Genomic DNA, 23,580 nt, shown 5'->3' with positions numbered 1-23,580 from the left:
TATGTCATTGAAAGTATTTTTGCAAGTAGTGGAAATTCAGACAAAGTTAGCCAGTCTGTTTCCCTTTGCAATTGGGGTATTATTTTCTATTGCTTATTTCAATCAGTTTCAATTAGGGTACACAGTTCTTTTTTTCACTGGGATGGTCGTCTTTGATATGGCGACAACAGCGATAAATAATTATATGGACTTTAAAAAAGCGAAGTCCGAAGTATATAAATATGAAGAGAATATTATTGGCAGTTCTGGAATCGCACCCGTTATTGTAAGAAATATGATCTTTGGGATGATTGCTTTTTCAGCAGCGATCGGGTTCTTTTTAACCGTCAAAACAGGTTGGTTGTTCTTAGTGATGGGCGGTGTATGTTGTTTTATCGGTATTTTTTACACCTTCGGACCGATCCCGCTCTCTCGAATGCCTCTAGGTGAGGTGTTTAGTGGATTTACCATGGGACTTGGGATCTTTGCGATGACAATTTATTTGAATGTACAAGAGGATCGTCCGTTCTACCTAATGCTTGATTGGCAGCGTGGAACATTCGCTTTGAACGGAAATTTATGGGCGTTATTTGCTATTGTTTGGGCATCTTTACCCATGGTGTTTACGATTGCCAATATCATGTTGGCGAATAATTTGAGGGATTTAGATACGGATATTGACAATCATCGCTATACGTTGGTTTATTATATTGGACGGAAACAAGGCGTGATAGTATTCCAATTATTGATGTTTACTTGTTATTTAGTTATTTTGATTGGCTTACCATTTGGTGTATATCGTTGGCCAATTCTGACCGTATTTTTATCGTTGCCTATTGTTTGGAAAAATCTCCAATCATTTAAGAAAGACTTACCACATCCTAAAAGTTTTGGGTATTCAATAAAAAACTTGATGGCGTTTAACGGAAGTTATTTATTAGGTTTGTTACTGACGATTAGTTTAGAAAAAATATAAATAAAAAGAAGGAAGCAGAGACCAACAACGGTTTTGTTTCCTTCTTTTTTAGAAAAGTACTCTATACTTGCAACGGATTTAAGGAATTTCTAATATTTTTTATGATGTAAATTCTAAATCGTTGGATTGATACTACTTAGGCTAATTTCGCCAGAAGACAGCACTTTGTCTGTTTTATCTTGAAGTGTTACAACAAGCTCACCGTGTTCATTGATTGCTGTGGCGATTCCTTCGTAGTTGACACCTGCTTGTGTAAATGAAACAGTTTTACCAAGGACAAAGGATTTTTGACGATATTCTTCTAGAAAATTTTGATCAGGTAAGTGATTCAGTATGCGATAAAATTGGTTCCAGATAGCACCAATTAATTCATTACGTGTCATTGTAGGTTCTTTTTCTGGGAATAAAGAAGTAGCTTTTTCTCTCAGTTCTTCTGGAAATTCATCTTGTTTTAAACAAAAATTGATCCCCATACCAATGATGACATTTGAAATTTGTCCTGATTCAACATCGCTCATGGCTTCTGATAGAATCCCACAGACTTTTTTGCCATTGATATAGATATCGTTGACCCATTTGATTTCAGTTTGTACAGAAGTGAAATCATCCATGGCTCGAGCGATTGCTACTGCCATGATTATGGTATATTGTGCCATTTCTTCAAAGTTTTGATTAGGCCTCAATAACATGCTCATATAGATACCGCTACCTGCTTTTGAGAAAAAAGGTCGGCCGAATCGTCCTTTAGGGGCTTCTTGAATGTCGGCTACGATCAAAGTATTTTCTGGTTCGCCATTAATCGCTGCGAGTTTAGCATCTTTCATCGTAGACTCTGAGGCACTTAAAACGGTGATTGAAAGTTTAGGTGTTTTCGAATCTAGTGATAAACGAATTCCTTCTGCAGATAAAACGTCGGATTTATCATAACGATAGCCTTTGTTTCGGCTACTGGAAATAAGGTGTCCTTCTTTTTTTAATTCATTGATTGCTTTCCAAATGGCTGTTCGAGATAAGGAAAGTTGTTGCGCCATTTCTTCTCCGGAAATAAATGAGGGTGTTTGTTTCATTAATAGGGTTAACACCTGACTTTTAGTAGACATAATATTCGCTCCTTTATAATAGTTTCATTGTATCTGATGAAAGGAATGGGGGTCAACCACAATACGGCTGAATGAGGAGAAGAAAATCCATCTAAGGATGTATGTTTTCTTTTGAAAGGCTTGCTATACTTAAATAGTAGGAACGAAGAACACTGAGCAAAATTGTTCTGGGAATAGAGAATTTCAGAGATGGAGTGGGGAAGAATGGAAAAGCAACAATACGTTTGTGATAAGTGTGGAAATGAACAGTATGTTTCCGATCAGTTTCAAGCAACAGGAGGAAACTTTGCGAAAATATTTGATGTGCAAAATAAAAAATTTATCACAGTCAGCTGTACGAGATGTGGCTTTACGGAACTATACCGTGGCCAAACGACAGACGGTTGGAATGTGTTAGACTTTTTGATGGGTGGTTAATAGCCTCTAGATAAAAGTGGCTGGGACTGAAACTGTTAATCCTTAAAATAGGAAGGGATTGCTTCTGCTCCCATCGTTTATTCGCATTTAGGGTGTGAAACAAAAGTGATTTTTTACTTTTGTTCCACACCCTTTTTTTAACCCAATAATAATTGATCGTCTTTTAATTCGGTACCACTATTTTTGTGGAACATATCCATTAATTCATTGACAGTCAACTCTTTTTTCTGATCAGCAGGTACATCTACCACAACTTGGCCTTGGTGAAGCATGATCAAACGATTGCCGTAACGAATCGCATCTTCCATGTCGTGTGTCACCATAAATGCCGTTAAATTTTGTTCTTGGATCAACTGTTCAGTTAGCTCCATAACAGTGATCGATGTTTTAGGGTCAAGTGCTGCAGTGTGTTCATCCAATAAAATCAATTCTGGTCGAATCAAGGTAGCCATGAGCAACGTGATTGCTTGTCGCTGTCCGCCAGATAGTAACCCAATCTCTGTGCCTAAACGGTTTTCTAGTCCTAAATTCAAACTAGCTAATTGTTCTTTGAAGAAATTGCGGTCATGTTTACGCACACCATTTCCTAAACCACGTTTTTTTCCTCGTTTCATAGCAAGGGCCATATTTTCTTCTACAGTTAAACGAACAGCGGTCCCCATCTTAGGGTCTTGAAAAACACGGCTGATTTGTTTAGAGCGAGCAACGACACGCTGTTTTGTGATGTCTTTGCCATTTAAAGCTAGCTGACCTTCTTCTATCGGTAATGTTCCAGCAATACTGTTTAACAAAGTAGATTTACCAGCGCCGTTTCCGCCTATGATCGTAATGAATTCACCTTGGTTGATCGTTAAATCGATTCCTTTTAATACGTGGTTTTCATTAACCGTTCCGCGTTCGAAATATTGGTGCAAGTTTTTGATTGTTAATACAGGTTCCATTAGTTTGCCCCTCCTTTACGTTTTCCTAGTCTAGAAAAGCCTAATTTTTTTTGAATCAAAGGTGAAGAAAGACAGATGACTAGGATAATCGCTGAGAATAATTTCAAATCTGCCGGATCAACACGTAATTCTAAAACGCATGCAAGGATAAAGCGGTACAAGATCGCACCGATCACAATCGTAATCAACCTTAAACCAAGTGATTTATTCTTAAAGAGAACTTCGGCGATGATGATTGAGGCAAGTCCGATAACGATTGTTCCAATACCAGAGTTTAAATCGGCAAAATTATTGTTCTGTACAAGTAAAGCACCTGCCAAAGCAATACAACCATTTGAAAGCATATAACCGATGATCTTCATGTTGTCTGTTTTAATTCCGTTCGCTTCACTCATCTCAATGTTGTCACCCGTAGCTCGCGTAGCCAGGCCAATTTCAGTCTTGAAGAATAAAACAAGTAGAAGGATAACGATAAATACAATAATTGCACCGACAACTATCGCGCTGTTGATTTTAGAAAAACCTAATGATTGTGCATGAGAGAAAATGGAGTCTGTGCCTATCAAAGAAATGTTTGGAGCGCCCATGATTCGTGAGTTGATACTGTAAAGGCCAGTCATCGTAATGATTCCCGCCAATAACGCAGGGATTTTTAGTTTTGTATGCAGAAGGCCTGAAACAAGACCCGCCAGCATACCAGCAATAAATGCAAACAGTAATGCAATAATAGGTGCAACCATATAATGGACATCAAATAAAGACTGGATCGATGTAGGCCAAGTAGTTGGGTCTTTTGCTAAAATAACAGCGGCAACAGCGCCACCTAATGGAAAGCTCCCTTCAGTGGTTAAGTCGGCAATGTCTAAAATACGGTATGTCAGAAAGACTCCGAGGGCTAATAGTGACCAAAGAAGGCCTTGAGAGGTTGAGGAAAGTAATATGTCTAACAATAAAATCAGCTTCTTTCAATAATATTTATGTATTTCCCGCAAAAATGCGGAGAAATTTAAGGTGCTTTGATCGTATCTGGATCGATGTCCAAAGCTTTTGCCATATCTTTATTTACGAAAAGTGTTAAGTCTTTTGCTTTTTCAACAGGCATTTCGGCAGGTTTTGCTTCACCTTTTAGAATTTTTGCCGCCATAGCACCTGTTTGTTTACCAAGTGATTGGTAATCGATTCCCACAGTTGCCAATCCGCCTTCTTCAACTTGCTCAATTGAACCTGCGATGACGGGGATTTTGTGTTCTTTTGCTACTTCGCCGATAACCGCAGCGGCCGAAGCGAAGGTGTTGTCGGTTGGAATGTAAATCGCGTCGACATCTTTTGCTAAGCTAGTTGTTACTTGTTGGACATCATTTGTAGAGTTGGCAGTTAAAACTTTAGAGTTGATTCCAGCATCTTTTAGGGCTTTTTCAGCCATATCCGCTTGAATTTTAGAATTTGCTTCGCCTGCGTTGTACATGATCCCAACGGTTTTCGCATCAGGTACGATGTTCAATAATAAAGAGATTTGTTTATCAATGGGTACGATATCAGTGGTTCCAGTAACGTTACCTCCTGGTTTCTCATCTGATTTGACTAATTTCGCACTAACTAAGTCAGTAACTGCTGTGACTAGAATTGGAATATCGGTTGTTTCGTTTACTAATGATTGAGCGGCAGGTGTTGCAATTCCCAAAAGTAGGTCGGGTTTTTCTTTGACCAATTTTTCACTCATACTTTTCAATTGTGCCTGATCGTTTTGTGCATTGCTGTATTCAATAGTTAGGTTATCGCCGTCTTTAAAGCCGTTTTCAGCTAACCCTTCTTTGAATCCTTCAAACGCTGCATCAAGTGACCCGTGTTCAACAGGCTGTAACACACCGATTTTCTTACTGTCGCTGTTTGCGCCATCATTTGCTTTTTTACCGTCGCCACATGCGCCAAGAGCCAATAAAGCTACTGCTGATACGATACTTAATCCGACTAATTTCTTTTTCATTTTGATTCCTCCAATTATAATTGATAAAACAAAAAATCCATTCAGACAATATGCCTAAATGGATTGATAAAAGTCGTAGATAAACACTTCTTCATTCGCCACTTAGGATTGTCTACGTGGCTGTTTGTTCAGTACAAAGCGCTTTAGCCATCATAGATACAAAAACAGGTTTTTGCTGTTTGTACCCACGATTGCATGAATACAAAACTATCTAAAGTAGCTAAAGTAAGCTTTATTCAGTTGTGGGTTGATTGAATGTGTCATAGAAATCCCTCCGCAAATTGAATTGTGTATAGTATAAGGGAAAAGGAAGCCAACTGTCAACAGATTATTTTAAATTTTCTGAACATTCATTTAACAACGATGAATAAAAAAGAGTATATATTTGTGAATTATTTAAATTAATAGTAATAAATCATTTTGAGAATAGATATCTTTATGAATGTGAACGGATTCGTGTTAATATTTAGTTGAATAAATGGCAATTACTTAGGAGGATGTATATGATTTCGAAAAAATTAATTACATTAGGCACGTTAGCAGCAACAGTGTTGGTATTAGGCGCATGTAATGGTGATAAGAAAGAGTCTAAAGATAGTTCTTCTGATAGCAAAACAGAAACTTCAATGAGCTCAAGTGTGGATGCAGTGAGTGGCGCTTCAATTAGTGATAAACCAGAAGTGATCGAAAAAGCGTTGAGCAAAGACGGTAACTGGATTGTTGCAGCAACAGCGGATCTTACGTTTGATAAAGATGTAACAGTTGCGGGTGAGTTCCATGATAAAGGGGAAGCTTCAGGCGATATTTATAGAAAATTAGCGTTATATGCACAAAATTCAGATAAAAAAGTTACAGCTGAATACACTGTAACGGTTCCTCAATTGATTGTTGAAACAGAAAACTTCAACATCGTTAATGGGACTGTTAAAGGTGATATCTTAGTTAAAGCGAATGGATTTGTCTTAAATGGAACAAAAGTTGAAGGGAATGTAACGTTTGAAAAAGAAGAATACAAAACTTCAGCAACATTAGACAAAGAAGGCGCTGAAATTACTGGAGAAACGACCGTTCAATAGAGAAAAAACAGTAGAAGACATTCGATCTTTATCGAGTGTCTTTTTTCGCAGTTGATAGGGTCTTTTAGACTCGCGAAAACCCTTGACTTTTGCTATAGAAGGAAGTACAATGTATAGATGCAAAAACTATCTGAAAAATGACAAAGCAGGAGCGAAATATTGTCCGTTCCGGTTTTTAATAGGGAAACAAAAGTAGAAACGCACGAGAAATTTTCAAGAGCACATTCTATTTTTGGTTTTTTTTTGCCTAAAAACTGCAAAAAATGCTCAATATTACAGATATTTAATATTTGTAATATTAAAGAAATATTTTCGGTTAGTGTTTTGATAGACTTTTAATTAGAGGAGTGAAGAGCTTGGCTGGACACGTAGTAAAATACGGAAAACACCGCGAACGTAGAAGTTTCGCCCGGATCAGTGAAGTGTTGGAATTACCCAACTTGATCGAGATTCAAACAGACTCTTACCAATGGTTTTTAGATGAAGGACTAAGAGAAATGTTTGAGGATATTTTACCGATCGATGATTTTCAAGGGAATTTATCTTTGGAATTTGTGGATTATGAATTAAAAGAACCTAAGTATACGGTAGAAGAAGCGCGTGCACATGACGCAAACTATTCTGCACCGTTACATGTTACGCTAAGATTAACGAACCGTGAATCTGGAGAAATCAAATCACAAGAAGTATTCTTCGGTGATTTCCCTCTAATGACTGAAATGGGAACATTTATCATCAATGGTGCAGAACGTGTTATCGTTTCTCAATTAGTCCGTTCACCAGGTGTTTATTTCCATGGAAAAGTAGATAAAAATGGTAAAGAAGGCTTTGGCTCAACAGTGATCCCTAACCGTGGCGCATGGTTAGAAATGGAAACTGATGCAAAAGACATTTCTTATGTACGTATCGACCGTACACGTAAAATTCCTTTAACTGTATTAGTTCGTGCCTTAGGTTTTGGCTCTGACGATACAATTTTTGAAATTTTCGGTGAAACACTAAGCTTACGTAATACGATCGAAAAAGATTTACACAAAAACGCGAGCGATTCTCGTACTGAGGAAGGGTTAAAAGACATCTATGAGCGTCTACGACCTGGCGAGCCAAAGACAGCAGACAGTTCTCGTAACTTGCTGAATGCTCGTTTCTTCGATCCAAAACGTTATGACTTAGCGAACGTTGGTCGTTACAAAGTCAACAAAAAATTAGATTTAAAAACTCGTCTATTGAACCTAACTTTAGGAGAAACATTGATCGATGCTGAAACTGGCGAAATCATTGTTGAAAAAGGGACAGTATTAACTCACCAAGTAATGGAAACATTAGGTGAACATATCGATAATGGCTTAAACAGCGTCACTTATTACCCAAGTGAAGATGGTGTGGTTACTGAACCAATGACAGTTCAAGTAATCAAAGTTCTTTCTCCAAAAGATCCAGAACGCATCGTGAACGTCATCGGTAATGGTTATCCTGATACAAGTGTGAAGACTGTTCGTCCAGCGGATATCGTGGCTTCAATGAGCTATTTCTTTAACTTACAAGAAGACATCGGTAACGTAGATGATATCGATCACTTAGGAAATCGTCGTATTCGTTCAGTGGGTGAATTACTGCAAAACCAATTCCGTATTGGTTTAGCGCGTATGGAGCGTGTGGTTCGTGAAAGAATGTCGATTCAAGACACTGAAACATTAACACCACAACAACTGATCAATATCCGTCCAGTAGTAGCAAGTATCAAAGAATTCTTTGGTTCTTCTCAGCTATCACAATTCATGGATCAAACAAATCCTCTAGGTGAGTTGACACACAAACGTCGTCTATCTGCCTTAGGACCTGGTGGTTTGACTCGTGACCGTGCCGGCTATGAAGTGCGAGACGTTCACTATTCCCACTATGGCCGTATGTGTCCGATCGAAACACCTGAGGGACCAAATATCGGGCTGATCAATAGCTTATCAAGTTATGCCAAAGTGAATAAATTTGGGTTTATCGAAACGCCTTACCGTCGTGTTGATCGTGCCACAGGAAAAGTAACCGATCAAGTGGATTACTTAACTGCTGACACAGAGGATCACTATATCGTAGCGCAAGCAAACTCACGTTTGAATGAAGATGGAACATTTGCTGAAGAATTAGTAATGGCTCGTCTGCAAAGTGAAAACCTTGAAGTAACCATCGATAGAGTCGATTACATGGACGTTTCACCTAAACAGGTAGTAGCTGTTGCGACTGCATGTATTCCTTTCTTGGAAAACGATGACTCCAACCGTGCCTTGATGGGTGCCAACATGCAACGTCAAGCAGTGCCGTTGATCCAACCTCGTTCACCACTTGTGGGAACTGGTATGGAATACAAATCAGCACATGACTCGGGTGCCGCTTTACTATGTAAACATGATGGTGTCGTTGAATATGTGGATGCATCAGAAGTACGCGTTCGTCGTGACAATGGCGCATTAGATAAATATATGGTCACAAAATTCCGTCGTTCAAACTCAGGAACAAGTTACAACCAACGTCCAATCGTTCTTTTAGGCGAAAAAGTTGAAAAAGGCGATACATTAGCTGATGGACCTTCTATGGAAGAAGGCGAAATGGCTTTAGGGCAAAACGTCCTTGTTGGATTTATGACATGGGAAGGGTACAACTACGAGGATGCGATCATCATGAGTCGTCGTTTGGTGAAAGATGATGTCTATACTTCTATCCATATCGAAGAATATGAATCAGAAGCTCGTGATACAAAATTAGGCCCTGAAGAAATCACGCGTGAAATTCCAAACGTTGGGGAAGATGCTTTGAAAGATCTTGACGAAATGGGCATTATCCGAATCGGTGCTGAAGTTAAAGATGGCGACCTATTAGTAGGGAAAGTAACGCCTAAAGGGGTAACTGAGTTATCTGCTGAAGAACGTTTACTACATGCAATCTTTGGTGAAAAAGCCCGTGAAGTTCGTGATACATCTCTACGTGTGCCTCATGGTGGCGGTGGGATCGTTCATGATGTGAAGATCTTTACTCGTGAAGCTGGAGACGAATTATCTCCAGGCGTAAACATGTTAGTTCGTGTGTATATCGTTCAAAAACGTAAAATCAACGAAGGCGATAAAATGGCCGGACGTCACGGTAACAAAGGGGTTGTATCCCGTATTATGCCGGAAGAAGATATGCCATTCTTACCAGACGGTACACCAATTGATGTCATGTTGAACCCACTAGGGGTACCATCACGTATGAATATCGGACAAGTACTAGAATTGCACTTGGGTATGGCTGCTCGTCAGTTAGGTATCCACATTGCAACACCAGTATTCGATGGTGCTAATGATGATGACGTTTGGGAAACTGTTCGTGAAGCGGGCATGGCTCGTGATGCGAAAACAGTTCTTTATGACGGACGTACTGGTGAACCATTTGATAACCGTATCTCTGTTGGTGTGATGTACATGATCAAATTGGCCCACATGGTCGATGATAAATTACATGCCCGTTCTATTGGACCATACTCACTTGTTACCCAACAACCACTTGGAGGTAAAGCTCAATTTGGTGGACAACGTTTTGGGGAAATGGAAGTATGGGCACTGGAAGCATACGGTGCAGCTTACACATTACAAGAAATCTTAACGTACAAATCTGATGACGTTGTTGGTCGTGTGAAAACATACGAAGCCATCGTCAAAGGTGAACCAATTCCAAAACCAGGCGTTCCAGAATCATTCCGCGTATTGGTGAAAGAATTACAATCACTTGGATTAGATATGCGCGTATTGGACATTGAAGAACATGAAATCGAATTACGTGATATGGACGATGATGATGATGACTTGATCACTGTTGATGCCTTAACAAAATTCGCGGAACAACAATCAGCGAAACAATTAGAAAAAGAAGCAGCTGAAGCAAAAGAAGCAGCTGATGCAGTGCTTGAACAAGAAATAGAAACTGCTGAAGATACAAAAGACTAATTGTTTCACATTTTGTATAAAGTGCCAATGAAATCCGTTAGTTGTGGACTAGAAAGATCAACCTGATTGTTTCTAGTTCCAAACTACGGTGAATAGCTCATTCAGCTTTTCTAACTAATTGAATGGAGGGAATCCCTTTTGATCGATGTAAATAAATTCGAAAGTATGCAAATAGGTTTAGCTTCTCCAGAAAAGATCAGAAGCTGGTCTTACGGTGAAGTAAAGAAACCCGAAACGATTAACTACCGTACGTTAAAACCTGAACGTGAAGGTTTGTTCTGCGAACGCATTTTCGGCCCAACTAAAGACTGGGAATGTGCGTGTGGAAAATATAAACGTATTCGTTATAAAGGTATCGTTTGTGACCGTTGTGGTGTAGAAGTAACTCGTTCTAAAGTTCGTCGTGAACGTATGGGACATATCGAGTTAGCAGCACCCGTTTCACATATCTGGTATTTCAAAGGTATTCCATCTCGTATGGGTCTTGTTTTAGACATGAGTCCTCGTGCTCTGGAAGAGATCATTTACTTTGCATCGTATGTAGTAATTGATGCTGGAGATACATCTTTAGAGAAAAAACAATTATTAACAGAGCGTGAATACCGTGATAAACGTGATCAATATGGTCAAGGGTTTACTGCAGCAATGGGTGCAGAAGCGGTTAAACAATTATTGGATAACGTTGATTTAGATGGCGAAGTAGCTGGCTTAAAAGAAGATTTAAAATCAGCACAAGGTCAAAAAAGAACGCGTGCAATCCGTCGTTTAGATATTTTAGAAGCATTCCGTGCCTCTGGAAATCTACCAAGCTGGATGGTTATGGATGTCATCCCTGTAATCCCACCAGATTTACGTCCTATGGTTCAATTAGAAGGTGGACGTTTTGCAACTTCTGATTTGAACGACTTATACCGTCGTGTGATCAACCGTAATAACCGTTTGAAACGTTTATTAGATTTAAATGCGCCAAATATCATTGTTCAAAATGAAAAACGTATGCTGCAAGAAGCAGTCGATGCATTGATTGATAATGGTCGTCGTGGCCGTCCAGTTACAGGACCAGGTAACCGCCCATTGAAATCTCTTTCTCATATGTTAAAAGGGAAACAAGGTCGTTTCCGTCAAAACTTACTAGGTAAACGTGTGGATTACTCTGGTCGTTCAGTTATCGTCGTAGGACCTAACTTGAAAATGTACCAATGTGGACTTCCAAAAGAAATGGCGATTGAATTATTCAAACCATTTGTGATGCGTGAATTAGTTCAACGTGAAATTGCAACAAACATCAAAAATGCAAAACGTAAAATCGAACGCGGAGAAGATGAAGTTTGGGATATTCTAGAAGAAGTTATTCAAGAGCATCCAGTATTGCTTAACCGAGCACCTACACTACACAGACTTGGTATCCAAGCTTTTGAACCTGTGTTGGTTGAAGGTCGTGCAATCCGTCTTCACCCATTAGTTTGTGAAGCCTATAACGCCGATTTCGATGGAGACCAAATGGCCGTTCACGTTCCGTTGAACGAAGAAGCACAAGCAGAAGCACGTATGCTAATGTTAGCTGCTCAAAACATTTTGAATCCAAAAGATGGTAAACCAGTTGTAACACCTTCTCAAGATATGGTCTTAGGTAACTATTACCTAACAATGGAAGAAGAAGGACGTGAAGGGGAAGGTATGATCTTCCGCGACATGAATGAAGCTGTTTTAGCATGGCGTAATGGATACGTACATTTACACTCACGTATCGGTGTTCAAACAACATTACTTGGTGACAAACCATTTACGGATTGGCAAAAAGAACGTATTTTGGTCACAACTGTAGGTAAGATCATCTTTAATGAAATCATGCCTGTAGAGTTCCCTTACTTGAATGAACCAACTGATTACAACTTGACAGTGCAAACGCCTGACAAGTATTTTGTAGAAGCTGGTACAGACATTCCTACTCACATTAAAGAGCAAGAATTAGTCTTACCATTCAAGAAGAAAAACTTAGGAAATATTATCGCTGAAGTCTTCAAGAGATTCCATATCACTGAAACTTCTAAGATGCTTGATAGAATGAAAGACTTAGGGTATAAACATTCGACTCATGCTGGTATGACTGTTGGTATCGCCGATATCATGGTATTGCACGAGAAACAAGAAATCATTGATGATGCCCATAAACAAGTTGAAAATATTACGAAACAATTCCGTCGTGGTCTGATTACAGATGACGAACGTTATGAACGTGTTATTGCTGTTTGGAACAAAGCCAAAGATGAGATCCAACAAAAACTGATCGAAAGTATGGATGCTAAAAACCCAATCTTCATGATGTCAGATTCAGGAGCTCGTGGTAACATCTCCAACTTTACTCAGCTTGCTGGTATGCGTGGACTGATGGCCGCTCCAAACGGACGTATCATGGAACTGCCAATCATCTCAAATTTCCGTGAAGGACTTTCTGTCTTGGAAATGTTTATCTCTACCCATGGTGCTCGTAAAGGGATGACCGATACAGCCTTGAAGACAGCCGATTCAGGTTACTTGACTCGTCGTTTAGTTGACGTTGCCCAAGATGTTATTATTCGTGAAGACGATTGTGGAACTGACCGTGGTCTAGTGATCCAATCAATTCGTGAAGGGAATGAAATCATTGAACCGTTAGAAGAACGTTTACTTGGACGTTATACGCGTAAATCAGTGATGCATCCTGAAACTGGCAAAATGATTATTGGCGAAGATCAACTGATTTCAGAAGATCTTGCAAGAGAAATCGTGGATGCTGGTGTTGAAACCGTAACGATCCGTTCTGTATTTACATGTAATACCAAACATGGTGTATGTAAACATTGTTACGGCCGTAACTTAGCAACTGGTTCAGGTGTTGAAGTTGGGGAGGCAGTGGGTACAATTGCTGCTCAATCAATCGGAGAACCTGGTACTCAATTAACAATGCGTACGTTCCATACAGGTGGGGTTGCCGGAGATGATATTACTCAAGGTCTACCTCGTGTCCAAGAAATCTTTGAAGCACGTAATCCTAAAGGACAAGCAGTTATCACAGAAGTAACCGGTGAAGTAATCGATATTTCTGAAGATCCTGCAACACGCCAAAAAGAAGTAACAATCAAAGGGAAAACTGATACACGCACGTATACAGTTCCTTATACAGCTCGTATGAAAGTCGCTGAAGGCGATACGATCCGTCGTGGTGAGCCATTGACAGAAGGTTCGATCGATCCTAAAAAGCTGCTACAAGTTCGCGATGTTTTATCTGTTGAAAACTACCTATTGCGTGAAGTACAACGCGTTTACCGTATGCAAGGAGTAGAAATCGGTGATAAACATATCGAAGTAATGGTTCGTCAAATGCTTCGTAAAGTTCGTGTCATGGATCCAGGTGACACTGAAATCTTACCGGGTACATTGCTAGATATCGCTGAATTTAAAGATCGTAACTATGACACATTAGTAGCTGGTGGCGTTCCCGCAACAAGCCGTCCAGTCTTACTAGGGATTACAAAAGCATCATTAGAAACAAATAGTTTCTTATCTGCTGCGTCATTCCAAGAAACAACTCGTGTGTTAACAGATGCTGCGATTCGCGGTAAAAAAGACCCATTACTTGGTTTGAAAGAAAATGTTATCATTGGTAAGATCATCCCAGCTGGTACTGGTATGGCTCGTTACCGTAACATGGAACCAAAAGAAGTTGGCGTAGCGAGCGAAAATGTCTACAGTATCTCTGATATTGAAGCACAAATGGCTGCTGAAGATGCTTTGAATGAGTTGAATAAATAATAGTAAACAAAAAGGCTTGAAATCATGTGATTTCAAGCCTTTTTTATTTAATAAAGTTCTGATGCAGCTTCTTGATCTAAAATAATTGTTAAATTAGGATGGATTTGTAATAAGGAGGTGGGGACATCATTTGTGACTGGGCCGAAAAATGCCTGTTTGATGATCGCAGCTTTTTTCTTTCCTGTGGCAAAGAGCACAATTTCTTTTGCTTGCATCACACTTTTTGGTCCCATAGTGACGTAAAAGTCTGGACGCTCATTTTCATCGCCGCCGACCTCGCTTAATAAAATATCTTTCATATGTTCAGTAGCGTCTTCCCCAACATAAGAAGTTAAATTTTCAAATTTTGTTGTTCCTGGTAGGTTCCCACAATAATGACCATCTGTTCCGATACCTAATAAGATCAAGTCTAATCCACCATCTTGTTCCACTCGTTTATCTTGTGATTGATAATTATTTTCATCGAGTGGGTGTATATGACTCTCAGGAATTTCTGCAGGTTGAAAGAAGAGAGTATTGAGATTTGTCATAGTTACGCCATACCCTTGCTTATGTTTAAAAGGAATTTCATCAAAATTGTAGTAATGAACGTTGTCAAAATAGGGTTTATTCTTCGTGTCAGCAACTAAGTATTCATACATTTTAACAGGTGTTGAGCCAGCAGTTATTGCTAAATTTACTCGTTTATTTTGATACATTTTCCCTAATAAAATATTTGCAGCAACCCGGCTCATTTTTTCGTAGTTTTCTTCAATGATGATTTTCAAGTTATTCACATCTCCTTCTTTTTACTCAATTTATCATATGGAAACCATCCCATGTCAATTGTTTTTTCAAGCAAATCAATATCATTATTCTTTCATTCGGCTTATGATAAAGAAAAAGAAAGGGTGAAGGAATCATGGAACAACAATATGAAACGGCAATTTTTGCTGGTGGCTGTTTCTGGTGTATGGTTAAACCTTTTGACACTCAACCAGGTATTATTTCCGTGGTGTCAGGATATACAGGAGGGCATGTTGAATATCCAACCTATGAGCAAGTCACAACAGGCGCAACTGGTCATACAGAAGCAGTTGAAATAACGTATGATCCTGCAATCATTCCATACGAAAAATTAGTAGAAACTTATTGGCAGCAGACAGATCCAACAGATGCCTTAGGGCAATTTGCAGATCGTGGTGATTCCTATCGTCCTGTTATTTTTTATAGTAATGAATCGCAAAAAAAGATCGCTGAAAGGTCAAAAGATGTATTACAAAAGAGTGGTCGTTTTACTCAACCAATTGTGACTAAAATTGAACCAGCTCAACCGTTCTATCCAGCGGAAGACTATCATCAAGAGTATTATAAGAAACATAGTATACATTATAATCTCTATCGAGAAGGATCAGGCAGAGCTGGTTTTATTCGGAAAAATTGGAAAGAAGATAAATAAAAAAGTGAGTTGACATTACCAGCTATTTGAATAGTAGGTAATATCAACTCTTTTTTAAGAGCATATAACTCTAGTTTGAAGATATCAAAGGCAGCAGGAGGAATGACAATGTTATCAGTAAAATGTTGTAATTTCAATATGGTTAACATATAATTAACATGATGATTGATATAATTTTATACGGGATGGTGAAAAATGGATATAAAATTAGAATTAGGAAAAAAAATACGCTTACTTCGTGAGCAAAAAGAAATGAGTAGAGAAGCTTTTTGTGATGACGAGTTAGAATTAACAGTCAGACAGCTTTCAAGAATTGAGTCAGGAGAATCTTTACCTACGTTACCCAAGCTTACATACATATCTCAACGATTATTTGTTCCAATTTCACATTTGATAGATGAAAGTCAAATGACCTTACCTAAGAGGTATTTAGAATTAAAAATGAGTTTGTTTAGGCGGCCGCCTCAGTATAATAAAGAGATGGAAGATAAAGTAGAATCTATTTTTAACGAAATCTATGAACAATTTTATGATATTTTACCTGAAGAGGAACAATTGTTAGTTGATGTTGATCAAGCAATCATTGATGTTCATCATTCAGAAAAAATAGACTTTGGTGAAGGGATTTTAAGTGATTACTTTTTTCAAGTAAAGAATAAAACAAAGTATACAGACAATGATTTGATCATTGCTAACCTTTACTTTCATTGCAGTAGGTATTCAGATGTGGATAGTAAGGAATTTGAACAGTTAGTTGAGAAGTGTCTTGATCAAGTTAATTATGCTTCAGATGTCGGTGTCTTGATTCTGGGTCAAATTTTAATCATTGTCATGGGGGTATATATCAGTATAGATGAGTACGTGAAAGTTATGAATGTAATCAAGATTTTTAATACTATCATGAAGTCAACGCAAGATTTTCACAAAAAACCAATTGTAGATATGCTAGAAGGAAAATGTTGGTTACAAAAGGGTGAAATTGAAAAAGCAAAACAAAAATATCAGGATGCTAGTTTATTAGCGAGGCTTCATCAAGAAGAGTTATTATCAAAAAAGATAGAAGAAGAATGGAAAGCGGATTTAAAAGAAAGTATATTTGAAGACTAGACAGGAAGAATTAATCAAGGTGCTTTATATATAATAACGTTCCTATACTTCATCATATACATAATTTAGATACTATTAATAGCATTTCAAATTTCTATAAACAGGTGAAACAATATTGCTAAATGTAGGATCAAGAACAAATCCGATTACTAGCAAACCAAAATGGATTACTACACAGTATCTGATAGGTGCAGTTTGATTGAGCTCTCGTAAACAATAGATTGGCAATGGGAAGAAGAGTTTGTAAATAATTAAGTCATAAACTATTAAAGCATGAGTATGTTTTAATAGTTTATTTTTGTGCATAAAAATAGGCTATATAAGAATATATGAAACCAACAACAGATGCTGGACAAGAATGTCCTGTTGAAAAAATTGATCAAGCAGTAAAGTAAGACATGTAACAAGAGGAAAAAAACTTATAAGAATCGAAAGAAAAGTAGGTGAGTGAAATGTTTGAATTGCTAGGGCTATGGTGGGAAATCTAAAAGGATGACAAGAATGTCCTGTTGAAAAAATTGATCAAGCAGTAAAGTAAGACATGTAAACAAGAGGAAAAAAACTTATAAGAATCGAAAGAAAGCGGGTGAGTGAAATGTTTGAATTGCTAGGGCTATGGTGGGAAATCTAAAAGGATGACAAGAATGTCCTGTTGAAAAAATTGATCAAGCAGTAAAGTAAGACATGTAAACAAGAGGAAAAAAACTTATAAGAATCGAAAGAAAGCAGGTGAGTGAAATGTTTGAATTGCTAGGGCTATGGTGGGAAATCTAAAAAGATAAAAATATCCTGTAAAGAAGACATATTAAGAAAAACAGAAAACAGGATCAATACATAAGCAAGTCAAAAGAAAGGAAGGATAGGAAATGTCTAATATAGAATATTTTATTGAAGATCAAACAGTTGTGCATAGAAAATTAATCATTGTGAATAGTAGCAAAGAAGATAAATTGTTGAAGGTATTAAATCAAGGCGAATTATTAAAGATTGTGATGATTCCCAAAAAGACAGAGAAGGAATTGATTTTTGAACATTTAAAGGTAGAAGACCTCGAAATTTTAGAAATAAAATGACAAATCCAAATAACGGGAGTGCTGAAAATGGAATTAATTGAAAAAAATAACTATCTATTAAAAACAAATAACTTGGTGAAGAAATATAAAGAGTATCAGGCTGTGAATGAAGTTTCAATGACTATCAATAAAGGGGATATTTACGGGTTTATCGGGAAAAATGGTGCTGGAAAAACAACCTTTATTCGCTTAGCAACAAGATTGATTGAAAAAAGCTCAGGGTCATTGTCTTTCAACTCAGAAAATGTGCTGAAGATGGGAGCGGTTATTGAAGGTCCGGCTTGTTATCCTTATTTATCCGCCAAAGATAATTTAAATTATTATGCAATTCAAAAAAATATTAAAGACAAAAAGCGTATTGACGAGGTACTAGCATTTGTAGGACTCGATAAAGTCGACAATAAGAAACTTTTTAAGGATTATTCGTTGGGAATGAAACAACGGCTTGGAATCGGCTTAGCTATTTTGGATCAACCAGAGTTTCTGATTTTAGATGAACCCATCAATGGATTAGATCCTCAAGGAATCGTTGAGATTAGGGAAATTATTCATCGATTGAATCAAGAGTATAGCACGACAATTTTGATCTCAAGTCATATTTTAACAGAGCTTTCATTGGTTGCCACTAGGTACGGCATTATAAATGAAGGAAAGTTAGTCAAAGAATTGACGAAAGAAGAATTGGAAAATGAGTGTGGTCAAAATATTGTGCTAACAAGCTCAGATAATCATCAAGCAAATAAGATTTTAGCTAGTCATGATTATTATGTAGAAGTTCATCAAAATGAACTGTATATCAAGGAAAAGAAGGAAAATATGGAAACAATCGCTCAACTCTTATTTGACCATGGTATTTATTTAACAAATTATTATTACAAAGAAGAAAACTTAGAAGAGTACTTCTTAAATTTAATTGAAGGAGGAGTTTAAAATGATGCATTTACTAAAATCAGATATTTACAGAATTATCAAAAGTTCACTATGCTTTTACTCCATGGCAGGCTTGATTCTTTTAGGAGTATTCTTCGGATTTTTAGGCGCCTCAAGTACAGATACTGCTGAAGAGTTAATACAATCAGGGCTGTCGAATGGTTCTATGCTGATACCAGTATTTTTGACCAATGTTTTCATGGTTGCTTGGGGACATGAATTTAATTACCGAGTAGTCAACAATTCTTTAATTGCAGGAATGAGTAGAAAAACATTCTTTTTTAGTAAAACAGTCTTAACTTTTCTGCTAACTATTTTGTTTGTGACTGTTTACGCAGCAAGCTTAATCAGTGTAGCATTTATTTTAAAAGGAAGCTTTCCTTTGACTGTAGCTCTTAAGCCTGTACTTGTTCAGCTACCTTTGTATTTAGCAGCGAGTTGTGTGGGAATTTTATTATTCAATGTGTTACAAGCTTCGTATACTTCTGTTGCAGCATTTATTGCCATTGCATTTATTGGAGATACTATTTTATCTAATATCATTTCAAATTATCTTGAAAAGTTCGACTTTCTGTTAGATACATTGTTCTTTTCAAATTTACGCAACATTACAGATTTAGCAGTGATAACTAACGACCAGCTGCAGACAGCGTTAATCAGTAGTGTCATTTATGGAGTCATTGCATTACTTATTAGTTTTAACGTATTTCGTAATAGAGAATTTAAATAATGAGGTGGGAAATATGAAGAAAAAAGTTATTTACGGACTTCTTTTACTTGTCCTGTGTGCAAGCAGTTTATTCTCAGCTACAAAGGCATATTCATTAAATAATGAGATGGAGAAAAAAGAAGAAGAGTTAATCATTTCAAAAAATAACTATCCAGAAGTTTATGATTTTATCGATGCTATGACTGTGGAATCTTTTAAGAATAAAATTGAGAAACAAGAGGATTTCTATGTCTACGTTGGTCGACCGACTTGTGGAGACTGTAATGCCTTTGAGCCAGAGTTGATCGAGTTGATTGAAAAATATGAAATTGAAAATCAACTCAAGTATTTAAATGTTGCAAAGTTGAGGACACAGGAAAATGAGTGGGAAACGTTCAAAAAAAACTATGATTTACTGTATACTCCTACTTTAGCAAAATTTGAACAAGGAAAGCTTGTTAGCAAAGTTGAGTGGTCACCAGAATCAGGCATTTCAATCAAGCAAGTAAAAAAATGGATTGAAAACAACATGGAAAAAGTCACTAATTAAATACATCTGAAAATGGAGGAAAAACAAATGAAAAAAAAGATAGCTATTCTTGTAATAGGTGTAGTCATTGCAGGTATTTTTTACCTGAATTACGTGAATGAAGAAAATACCAAGGTAAATAAAGAATGGGCATTGACGGATGAACAAGTATCTAATGTAGTGTTAAAAGGAATCAGTCAAGATTTAAATGTTATTTTGAAAAAAGGGGATACAAATACGGTGCAAGTTGCTGGGGAAATGCCTGTCTCTTTTGCAGATAAACTAAAAGAGATCCAACCAGAGAAAGATAAAATGTTGATTTCATTTGCAACAGAGATAGGTGTCAGTATTGCTAAAAATAGTAAGGAGAAATTAACAGTAACTATTCAGACTACAGACACTAAGCTGTTAAAAGAACTGAATATCAAGATGAACAAAGGAAATGTAGTTGTTCAAGTTCCTAATGAGTTTGAACGAAGATATGAACTGGAAACGAATAAAGGAGAGGTAACAAATCCGAAATCAGTTAAAAATAATGCCGATGAGTTGATCAAAGTCGAATTAGGATTTGGCAATATCGATATTGTCGAGTAAGAAAGTGAGAGGGAAAACTATGTACGCACATACTATGCAAAATATGGTCAATGATTGTGGTCTTGCTACAATTGAAACGCTATTCAAGCAGCTAAAAATAAAAAATATTGCGATGGAAGTAGAACAACAAGTAGATACTATTGAACAAGGGTTATCTTTATTAGAAATCCAACAGATATTAGAAAACAATGGTGTGATCAGTGAGGCTTATCAGGTAACAAATATTCGAGAATTATTAACACAACAATTTCCGTTGATTTGTGTTATACATCGAGATGGCTTGCCTCATTATATTGTTGTTCATGCAATCAAAAATAATGCAATCACATTTTCTGATCCAGCAGAGCCCAAAATTTTGATAGAAGATATTGAAGATTTTACGGAACGATTTATGGGCTATGCGATTTGCGTTGAGGAAATAAAAACTATAGATCGGGAAAAAAGTAATGGAGTCAAAGAGCTGTACAAAGAAATTATTGGCAATGTCAAAGTGAAAGATCGATGTGAATTGTTTATCCTGACTGTTTTAAAATATATTTTACCGCTTAGTGTGACATTTTTTATGCAATATATTATGATTTTTCAAATGGAAAATATGACGTTACCTTACTTTTTCGCATCGGTTGTCTTTTTCCTGACATTAATGGGCGGATACTACTATGTGAACCAAAAAGATATCCAGTTGAAAACAGCGCTGGAAAATCAATTTCAACAGAAAGTATTGTTTGATTATTACCAGCAAAAAACCAATAATTTTGTCGAAAAGAGAAATATGGATAATATCATGGGGCACTTCTGGAATTTGCTTTTATCGGTGACAGGAATTCTTCATAAACTATATTTGAAATTTGATAGTGTATTCATCGTTTTCTTATATGGGATTTTGTTCAATATTAATGGATTCTTAGCAGTGATGATGATGTTTTGGTCGGTTGTTTACATGGTTCTAGTGATGAGAGAAGCAGAAAAAATCCAGAATTTTGAAAAAGCTTTAGTGACGAGTTCAAATAGTCTATCATCCACAATTGAAGAGCAAGTTAGTCACTCTTTAGATATCCGTTTATTTACGAAAGATGAAGTCGCAGAAGAGAAAGTATTAGATAAAATGTCTGATTATTTCGATAAGAAATTGATCAGCTATGAATTGTCGGCTAGGATAGATTCTTTATTTGAATTGATTAGTTCGTGTATGATGCTTAGTACATTCGGTTTATTTATCTATTCCTATATTTTTGGTGAAGATCAATCGATGTCAGAATTAATTCTCAGTGTATTTATTATTTCCATTGTGATATCGAAATTAAAGCCAATTGTGCAAACGTGGTTAAAAGTTCAGAAAAGTGAAATGGCTGTATCCTATATTCAAAATAATATTGAGCGTAGTGAAGTTGATCAAGAAACGAAACAGCTTGGGGTATCTAAAAATATTGAGAAAATTGAGTTGAAGAATATCTCATTTTCATATAACGAAGACACTTCGGTTTTGTCTAATTTAAATTTGCGTTTCCGCAAGGGACATGTGACAGGAATATCAGGAGGAAATGGTTCAGGAAAAACAACGTTAACGAAGATATTATTAGGGATTTTAGAACCGGACAGCGGTGAAGTAAGCTTAGATGATCATAGCTTTACTTCGCTATCACATACAAACATTGCCAAGTACACTAACGCTTATTTTCCCGAAATGTCTGTATTCAAAAACTCAATCGGAAATAATATTCAATTTAATTTGAATGAAAAAATGGCTCATTCTAATAAAATGATTGAAAGTTATAAAAAACGTCTTAACTTTGATTTGTCAGACAATCATGTTGTTTTTTCTCAAGGCGGAAATCTATCTCAGGGGCAAATTCAAAAGATACTACTACTTCGAGCTTTAGAAGTAGAAAAATCAATTTATATCTTTGATGAACCTACTACAAATTTGGATAAAGAATCGGCGAAAGAGTTTCTTCAAATCATCAAAGAATTGTCAAAAAATAAGATAGTTATTTTAATTACACACGATCAACAGTTGTTAAATCAATGTGATGAAATTATTTTATTAGAAGAGGGAGGTGCGGCATGAGAAAAAAAATATTAGGCATATTAATCATACTAGCAATGTTTGCAGCAGGAAGTTTCTGTTTTTCTCAACTTTCTTTTTCAAAAGGGAAAGAAGCGTTCATAAGTGTCAACGAGCAGGAGGTTGTGAAAGCAATCAAAGACAAACAGGATATGATTGTTTATTATGGGCAAGACTCGTGTGGTGCTTGCCGAGTATTTCAACCTACATTAACAGAAGCGATTAAAACAACGAAGAAGAAAGTATACTTTTTAGATGGGGATAACTTCTCAACAAAAAAATTTAGTGAAAAGTATAATATCACCGGAACACCTACAATGATCATTATTAAAAAAGGAGAGGTATTACGTTTTGAGGGGGTGATGGAACTAGCAGAAACAGTCGAAACCTTAGAATCGATTTAAATAACTAACCAAAGAAAAAAACTTTAATACTATTGTGAAAAGAATTGGAAATATAAAAAATAACTATACCAGAGGAGAGAATGAATATGAAAAAATTAACGATGAAAGAAAAAAACGAAGTAAAAGCAGGCTGGGTCTGTGTATTATGGGGAGCCGTATGCTGGGGATAAATAAAAAAGGAGGAACGACTATGAAAAAAATGACAAAACAAGAGAAGAATGAAGTAAAAGCAGGCTGGGTCTGTGTATTATGGGGAGCCGTATGCTGGGGATAAATAAAAAAGGAGGAACGACTATGAAAAAAATGACAAAACAAGAGAAGAATGAAGTAAAAGCAGGCTGGGTCTGTGTATTATGGGGAGCCGTATGCTGGGGATAAATAAAAAAGGAGGAACGACTATGAAAAAAATGACAAAACAAGAGAAGAATGAAGTAAAAGCAGGCTGGGTTTGCGTATTATGGGGAGCCGTATGCTGGGGATAAATAAAAAAGG

Annotated in this window: 19 protein-coding genes; 14 read left to right on the top strand and 5 right to left on the bottom strand. The window is 36.9% G+C overall.

Annotated elements, in window-relative coordinates; genetic code table 11:
- The first annotated feature begins 1 nt into the window (after window position 1).
- The gene (gene menA / locus AC1PU0_RS16030) at window positions 2-955 is read left to right on the top strand and encodes a 1,4-dihydroxy-2-naphthoate polyprenyltransferase (RefSeq protein WP_069653471.1); all 954 of its coding nucleotides are present in this window, start codon (window positions 2-4) and stop codon (window positions 953-955) included.
- Window positions 956-1,068: 113 nt separating this feature from the next.
- Here the strand turns inward: menA and AC1PU0_RS16025 are convergent, their stop codons facing one another.
- On the bottom strand, window positions 1,069-2,055 hold the full coding sequence (locus AC1PU0_RS16025; RefSeq protein ID WP_206850457.1) for a biotin--[acetyl-CoA-carboxylase] ligase: 987 nt from the start codon (window positions 2,053-2,055) through the stop codon (window positions 1,069-1,071).
- Window positions 2,056-2,259: 204 nt separating this feature from the next.
- Here AC1PU0_RS16025 and AC1PU0_RS16020 point away from each other — a divergent pair, with 204 nt between their 5' ends.
- A complete protein-coding gene (locus tag AC1PU0_RS16020; RefSeq protein WP_206833895.1) occupies window positions 2,260-2,472 on the top strand; it encodes a zinc ribbon domain-containing protein in 213 nt (70 codons plus the stop codon).
- Between the two features lie 137 nt (window positions 2,473-2,609).
- On the opposite strand, the gene AC1PU0_RS16015 is transcribed toward AC1PU0_RS16020, so the two are convergent.
- The 3 genes from AC1PU0_RS16015 to AC1PU0_RS16005 are packed head-to-tail and all read right to left on the bottom strand — an operon-like array spanning window position 2,610 to window position 5,397.
- Window positions 2,610-3,413, bottom strand: a complete 804-nt coding sequence (locus tag AC1PU0_RS16015; protein WP_111248122.1) for an ABC transporter ATP-binding protein — start codon at window positions 3,411-3,413, stop codon at window positions 2,610-2,612.
- Window positions 3,413-4,363, bottom strand: coding sequence for an ABC transporter permease (locus tag AC1PU0_RS16010; RefSeq protein WP_206850459.1), 951 nt, complete (start codon window positions 4,361-4,363; stop codon window positions 3,413-3,415). The genes AC1PU0_RS16015 and AC1PU0_RS16010 overlap by 1 nt, the downstream gene beginning before the upstream one ends.
- 56 nt (window positions 4,364-4,419) lie before the next feature.
- The gene (locus AC1PU0_RS16005) at window positions 4,420-5,397 is read right to left on the bottom strand and encodes an ABC transporter substrate-binding protein (RefSeq protein WP_111248120.1); all 978 of its coding nucleotides are present in this window, start codon (window positions 5,395-5,397) and stop codon (window positions 4,420-4,422) included.
- 503 nt (window positions 5,398-5,900) lie between these two features.
- Between AC1PU0_RS16005 and AC1PU0_RS16000 the strand changes: the two genes are divergently transcribed.
- The 3 genes from AC1PU0_RS16000 to rpoC all read left to right on the top strand — a co-directional run bounded on the left by AC1PU0_RS16000 (window position 5,901) and on the right by rpoC (window position 14,239).
- A complete protein-coding gene (locus AC1PU0_RS16000; RefSeq protein ID WP_069653465.1) occupies window positions 5,901-6,473 on the top strand; it encodes a hypothetical protein in 573 nt (190 codons plus the stop codon).
- Window positions 6,474-6,829: 356 nt separating this feature from the next.
- Window positions 6,830-10,447: a DNA-directed RNA polymerase subunit beta gene (gene rpoB, locus AC1PU0_RS15995; protein WP_206850461.1), complete on the top strand. Its 3,618-nt coding sequence runs from the start codon at window positions 6,830-6,832 to the stop codon at window positions 10,445-10,447.
- Window positions 10,448-10,585: 138 nt separating this feature from the next.
- A complete protein-coding gene (gene rpoC / locus AC1PU0_RS15990) occupies window positions 10,586-14,239 on the top strand; it encodes a DNA-directed RNA polymerase subunit beta' (RefSeq protein WP_479998577.1) in 3,654 nt (1,217 codons plus the stop codon).
- Between the two features lie 47 nt (window positions 14,240-14,286).
- Here rpoC and AC1PU0_RS15985 read toward each other — a convergent pair whose 3' ends face one another.
- Window positions 14,287-15,006 carry a glucosamine-6-phosphate deaminase gene (locus AC1PU0_RS15985; RefSeq protein ID WP_206850463.1) on the bottom strand — a complete coding sequence of 240 codons (720 nt, stop codon included), beginning with the start codon at window positions 15,004-15,006 and terminating at the stop codon, window positions 14,287-14,289.
- A gap of 134 nt (window positions 15,007-15,140) precedes the next feature.
- Here AC1PU0_RS15985 and msrA point away from each other — a divergent pair, with 134 nt between their 5' ends.
- The 9 genes from msrA (at window position 15,141) to AC1PU0_RS15940 (ending at window position 23,088) form a co-directional block, all read left to right on the top strand.
- A complete protein-coding gene (gene msrA / locus AC1PU0_RS15980) occupies window positions 15,141-15,677 on the top strand; it encodes a peptide-methionine (S)-S-oxide reductase MsrA (protein WP_111248115.1) in 537 nt (178 codons plus the stop codon).
- A 195-nt stretch (window positions 15,678-15,872) separates the two neighbouring features.
- Window positions 15,873-16,784, top strand: a complete 912-nt coding sequence (locus tag AC1PU0_RS15975; protein WP_206850464.1) for a helix-turn-helix domain-containing protein — start codon at window positions 15,873-15,875, stop codon at window positions 16,782-16,784.
- An 866-nt stretch (window positions 16,785-17,650) separates the two neighbouring features.
- The gene (locus tag AC1PU0_RS15970) at window positions 17,651-17,857 is read left to right on the top strand and encodes a hypothetical protein (RefSeq protein ID WP_010762210.1); all 207 of its coding nucleotides are present in this window, start codon (window positions 17,651-17,653) and stop codon (window positions 17,855-17,857) included.
- Between the two features lie 27 nt (window positions 17,858-17,884).
- Window positions 17,885-18,787, top strand: a complete 903-nt coding sequence (locus AC1PU0_RS15965) for an ATP-binding cassette domain-containing protein (protein WP_206850466.1) — start codon at window positions 17,885-17,887, stop codon at window positions 18,785-18,787.
- Between the two features lies 1 nt (window position 18,788).
- Complete coding sequence (locus AC1PU0_RS15960) at window positions 18,789-19,517, top strand: ABC transporter permease (RefSeq protein ID WP_010762212.1); 729 nt, start codon at window positions 18,789-18,791, stop codon at window positions 19,515-19,517.
- A gap of 13 nt (window positions 19,518-19,530) precedes the next feature.
- Window positions 19,531-20,046: a thioredoxin family protein gene (locus tag AC1PU0_RS15955; RefSeq protein WP_010762213.1), complete on the top strand. Its 516-nt coding sequence runs from the start codon at window positions 19,531-19,533 to the stop codon at window positions 20,044-20,046.
- Between the two features lie 27 nt (window positions 20,047-20,073).
- Window positions 20,074-20,619: a hypothetical protein gene (locus tag AC1PU0_RS15950; protein ID WP_206850467.1), complete on the top strand. Its 546-nt coding sequence runs from the start codon at window positions 20,074-20,076 to the stop codon at window positions 20,617-20,619.
- 19 nt (window positions 20,620-20,638) lie between these two features.
- Window positions 20,639-22,687: an ATP-binding cassette domain-containing protein gene (locus tag AC1PU0_RS15945; protein WP_479998576.1), complete on the top strand. Its 2,049-nt coding sequence runs from the start codon at window positions 20,639-20,641 to the stop codon at window positions 22,685-22,687.
- Window positions 22,684-23,088 carry a thioredoxin family protein gene (locus tag AC1PU0_RS15940; protein WP_206850476.1) on the top strand — a complete coding sequence of 135 codons (405 nt, stop codon included), beginning with the start codon at window positions 22,684-22,686 and terminating at the stop codon, window positions 23,086-23,088. Before AC1PU0_RS15945 ends, AC1PU0_RS15940 begins: the two co-directional genes overlap by 4 nt.
- Window positions 23,089-23,580: the final 492 nt, after the last annotated feature.

The organism is Enterococcus sp. XAF26B05_ASV22 (assembly GCF_056727285.1).
This window is presented reverse-complemented; position numbering and strand designations above follow the sequence as displayed.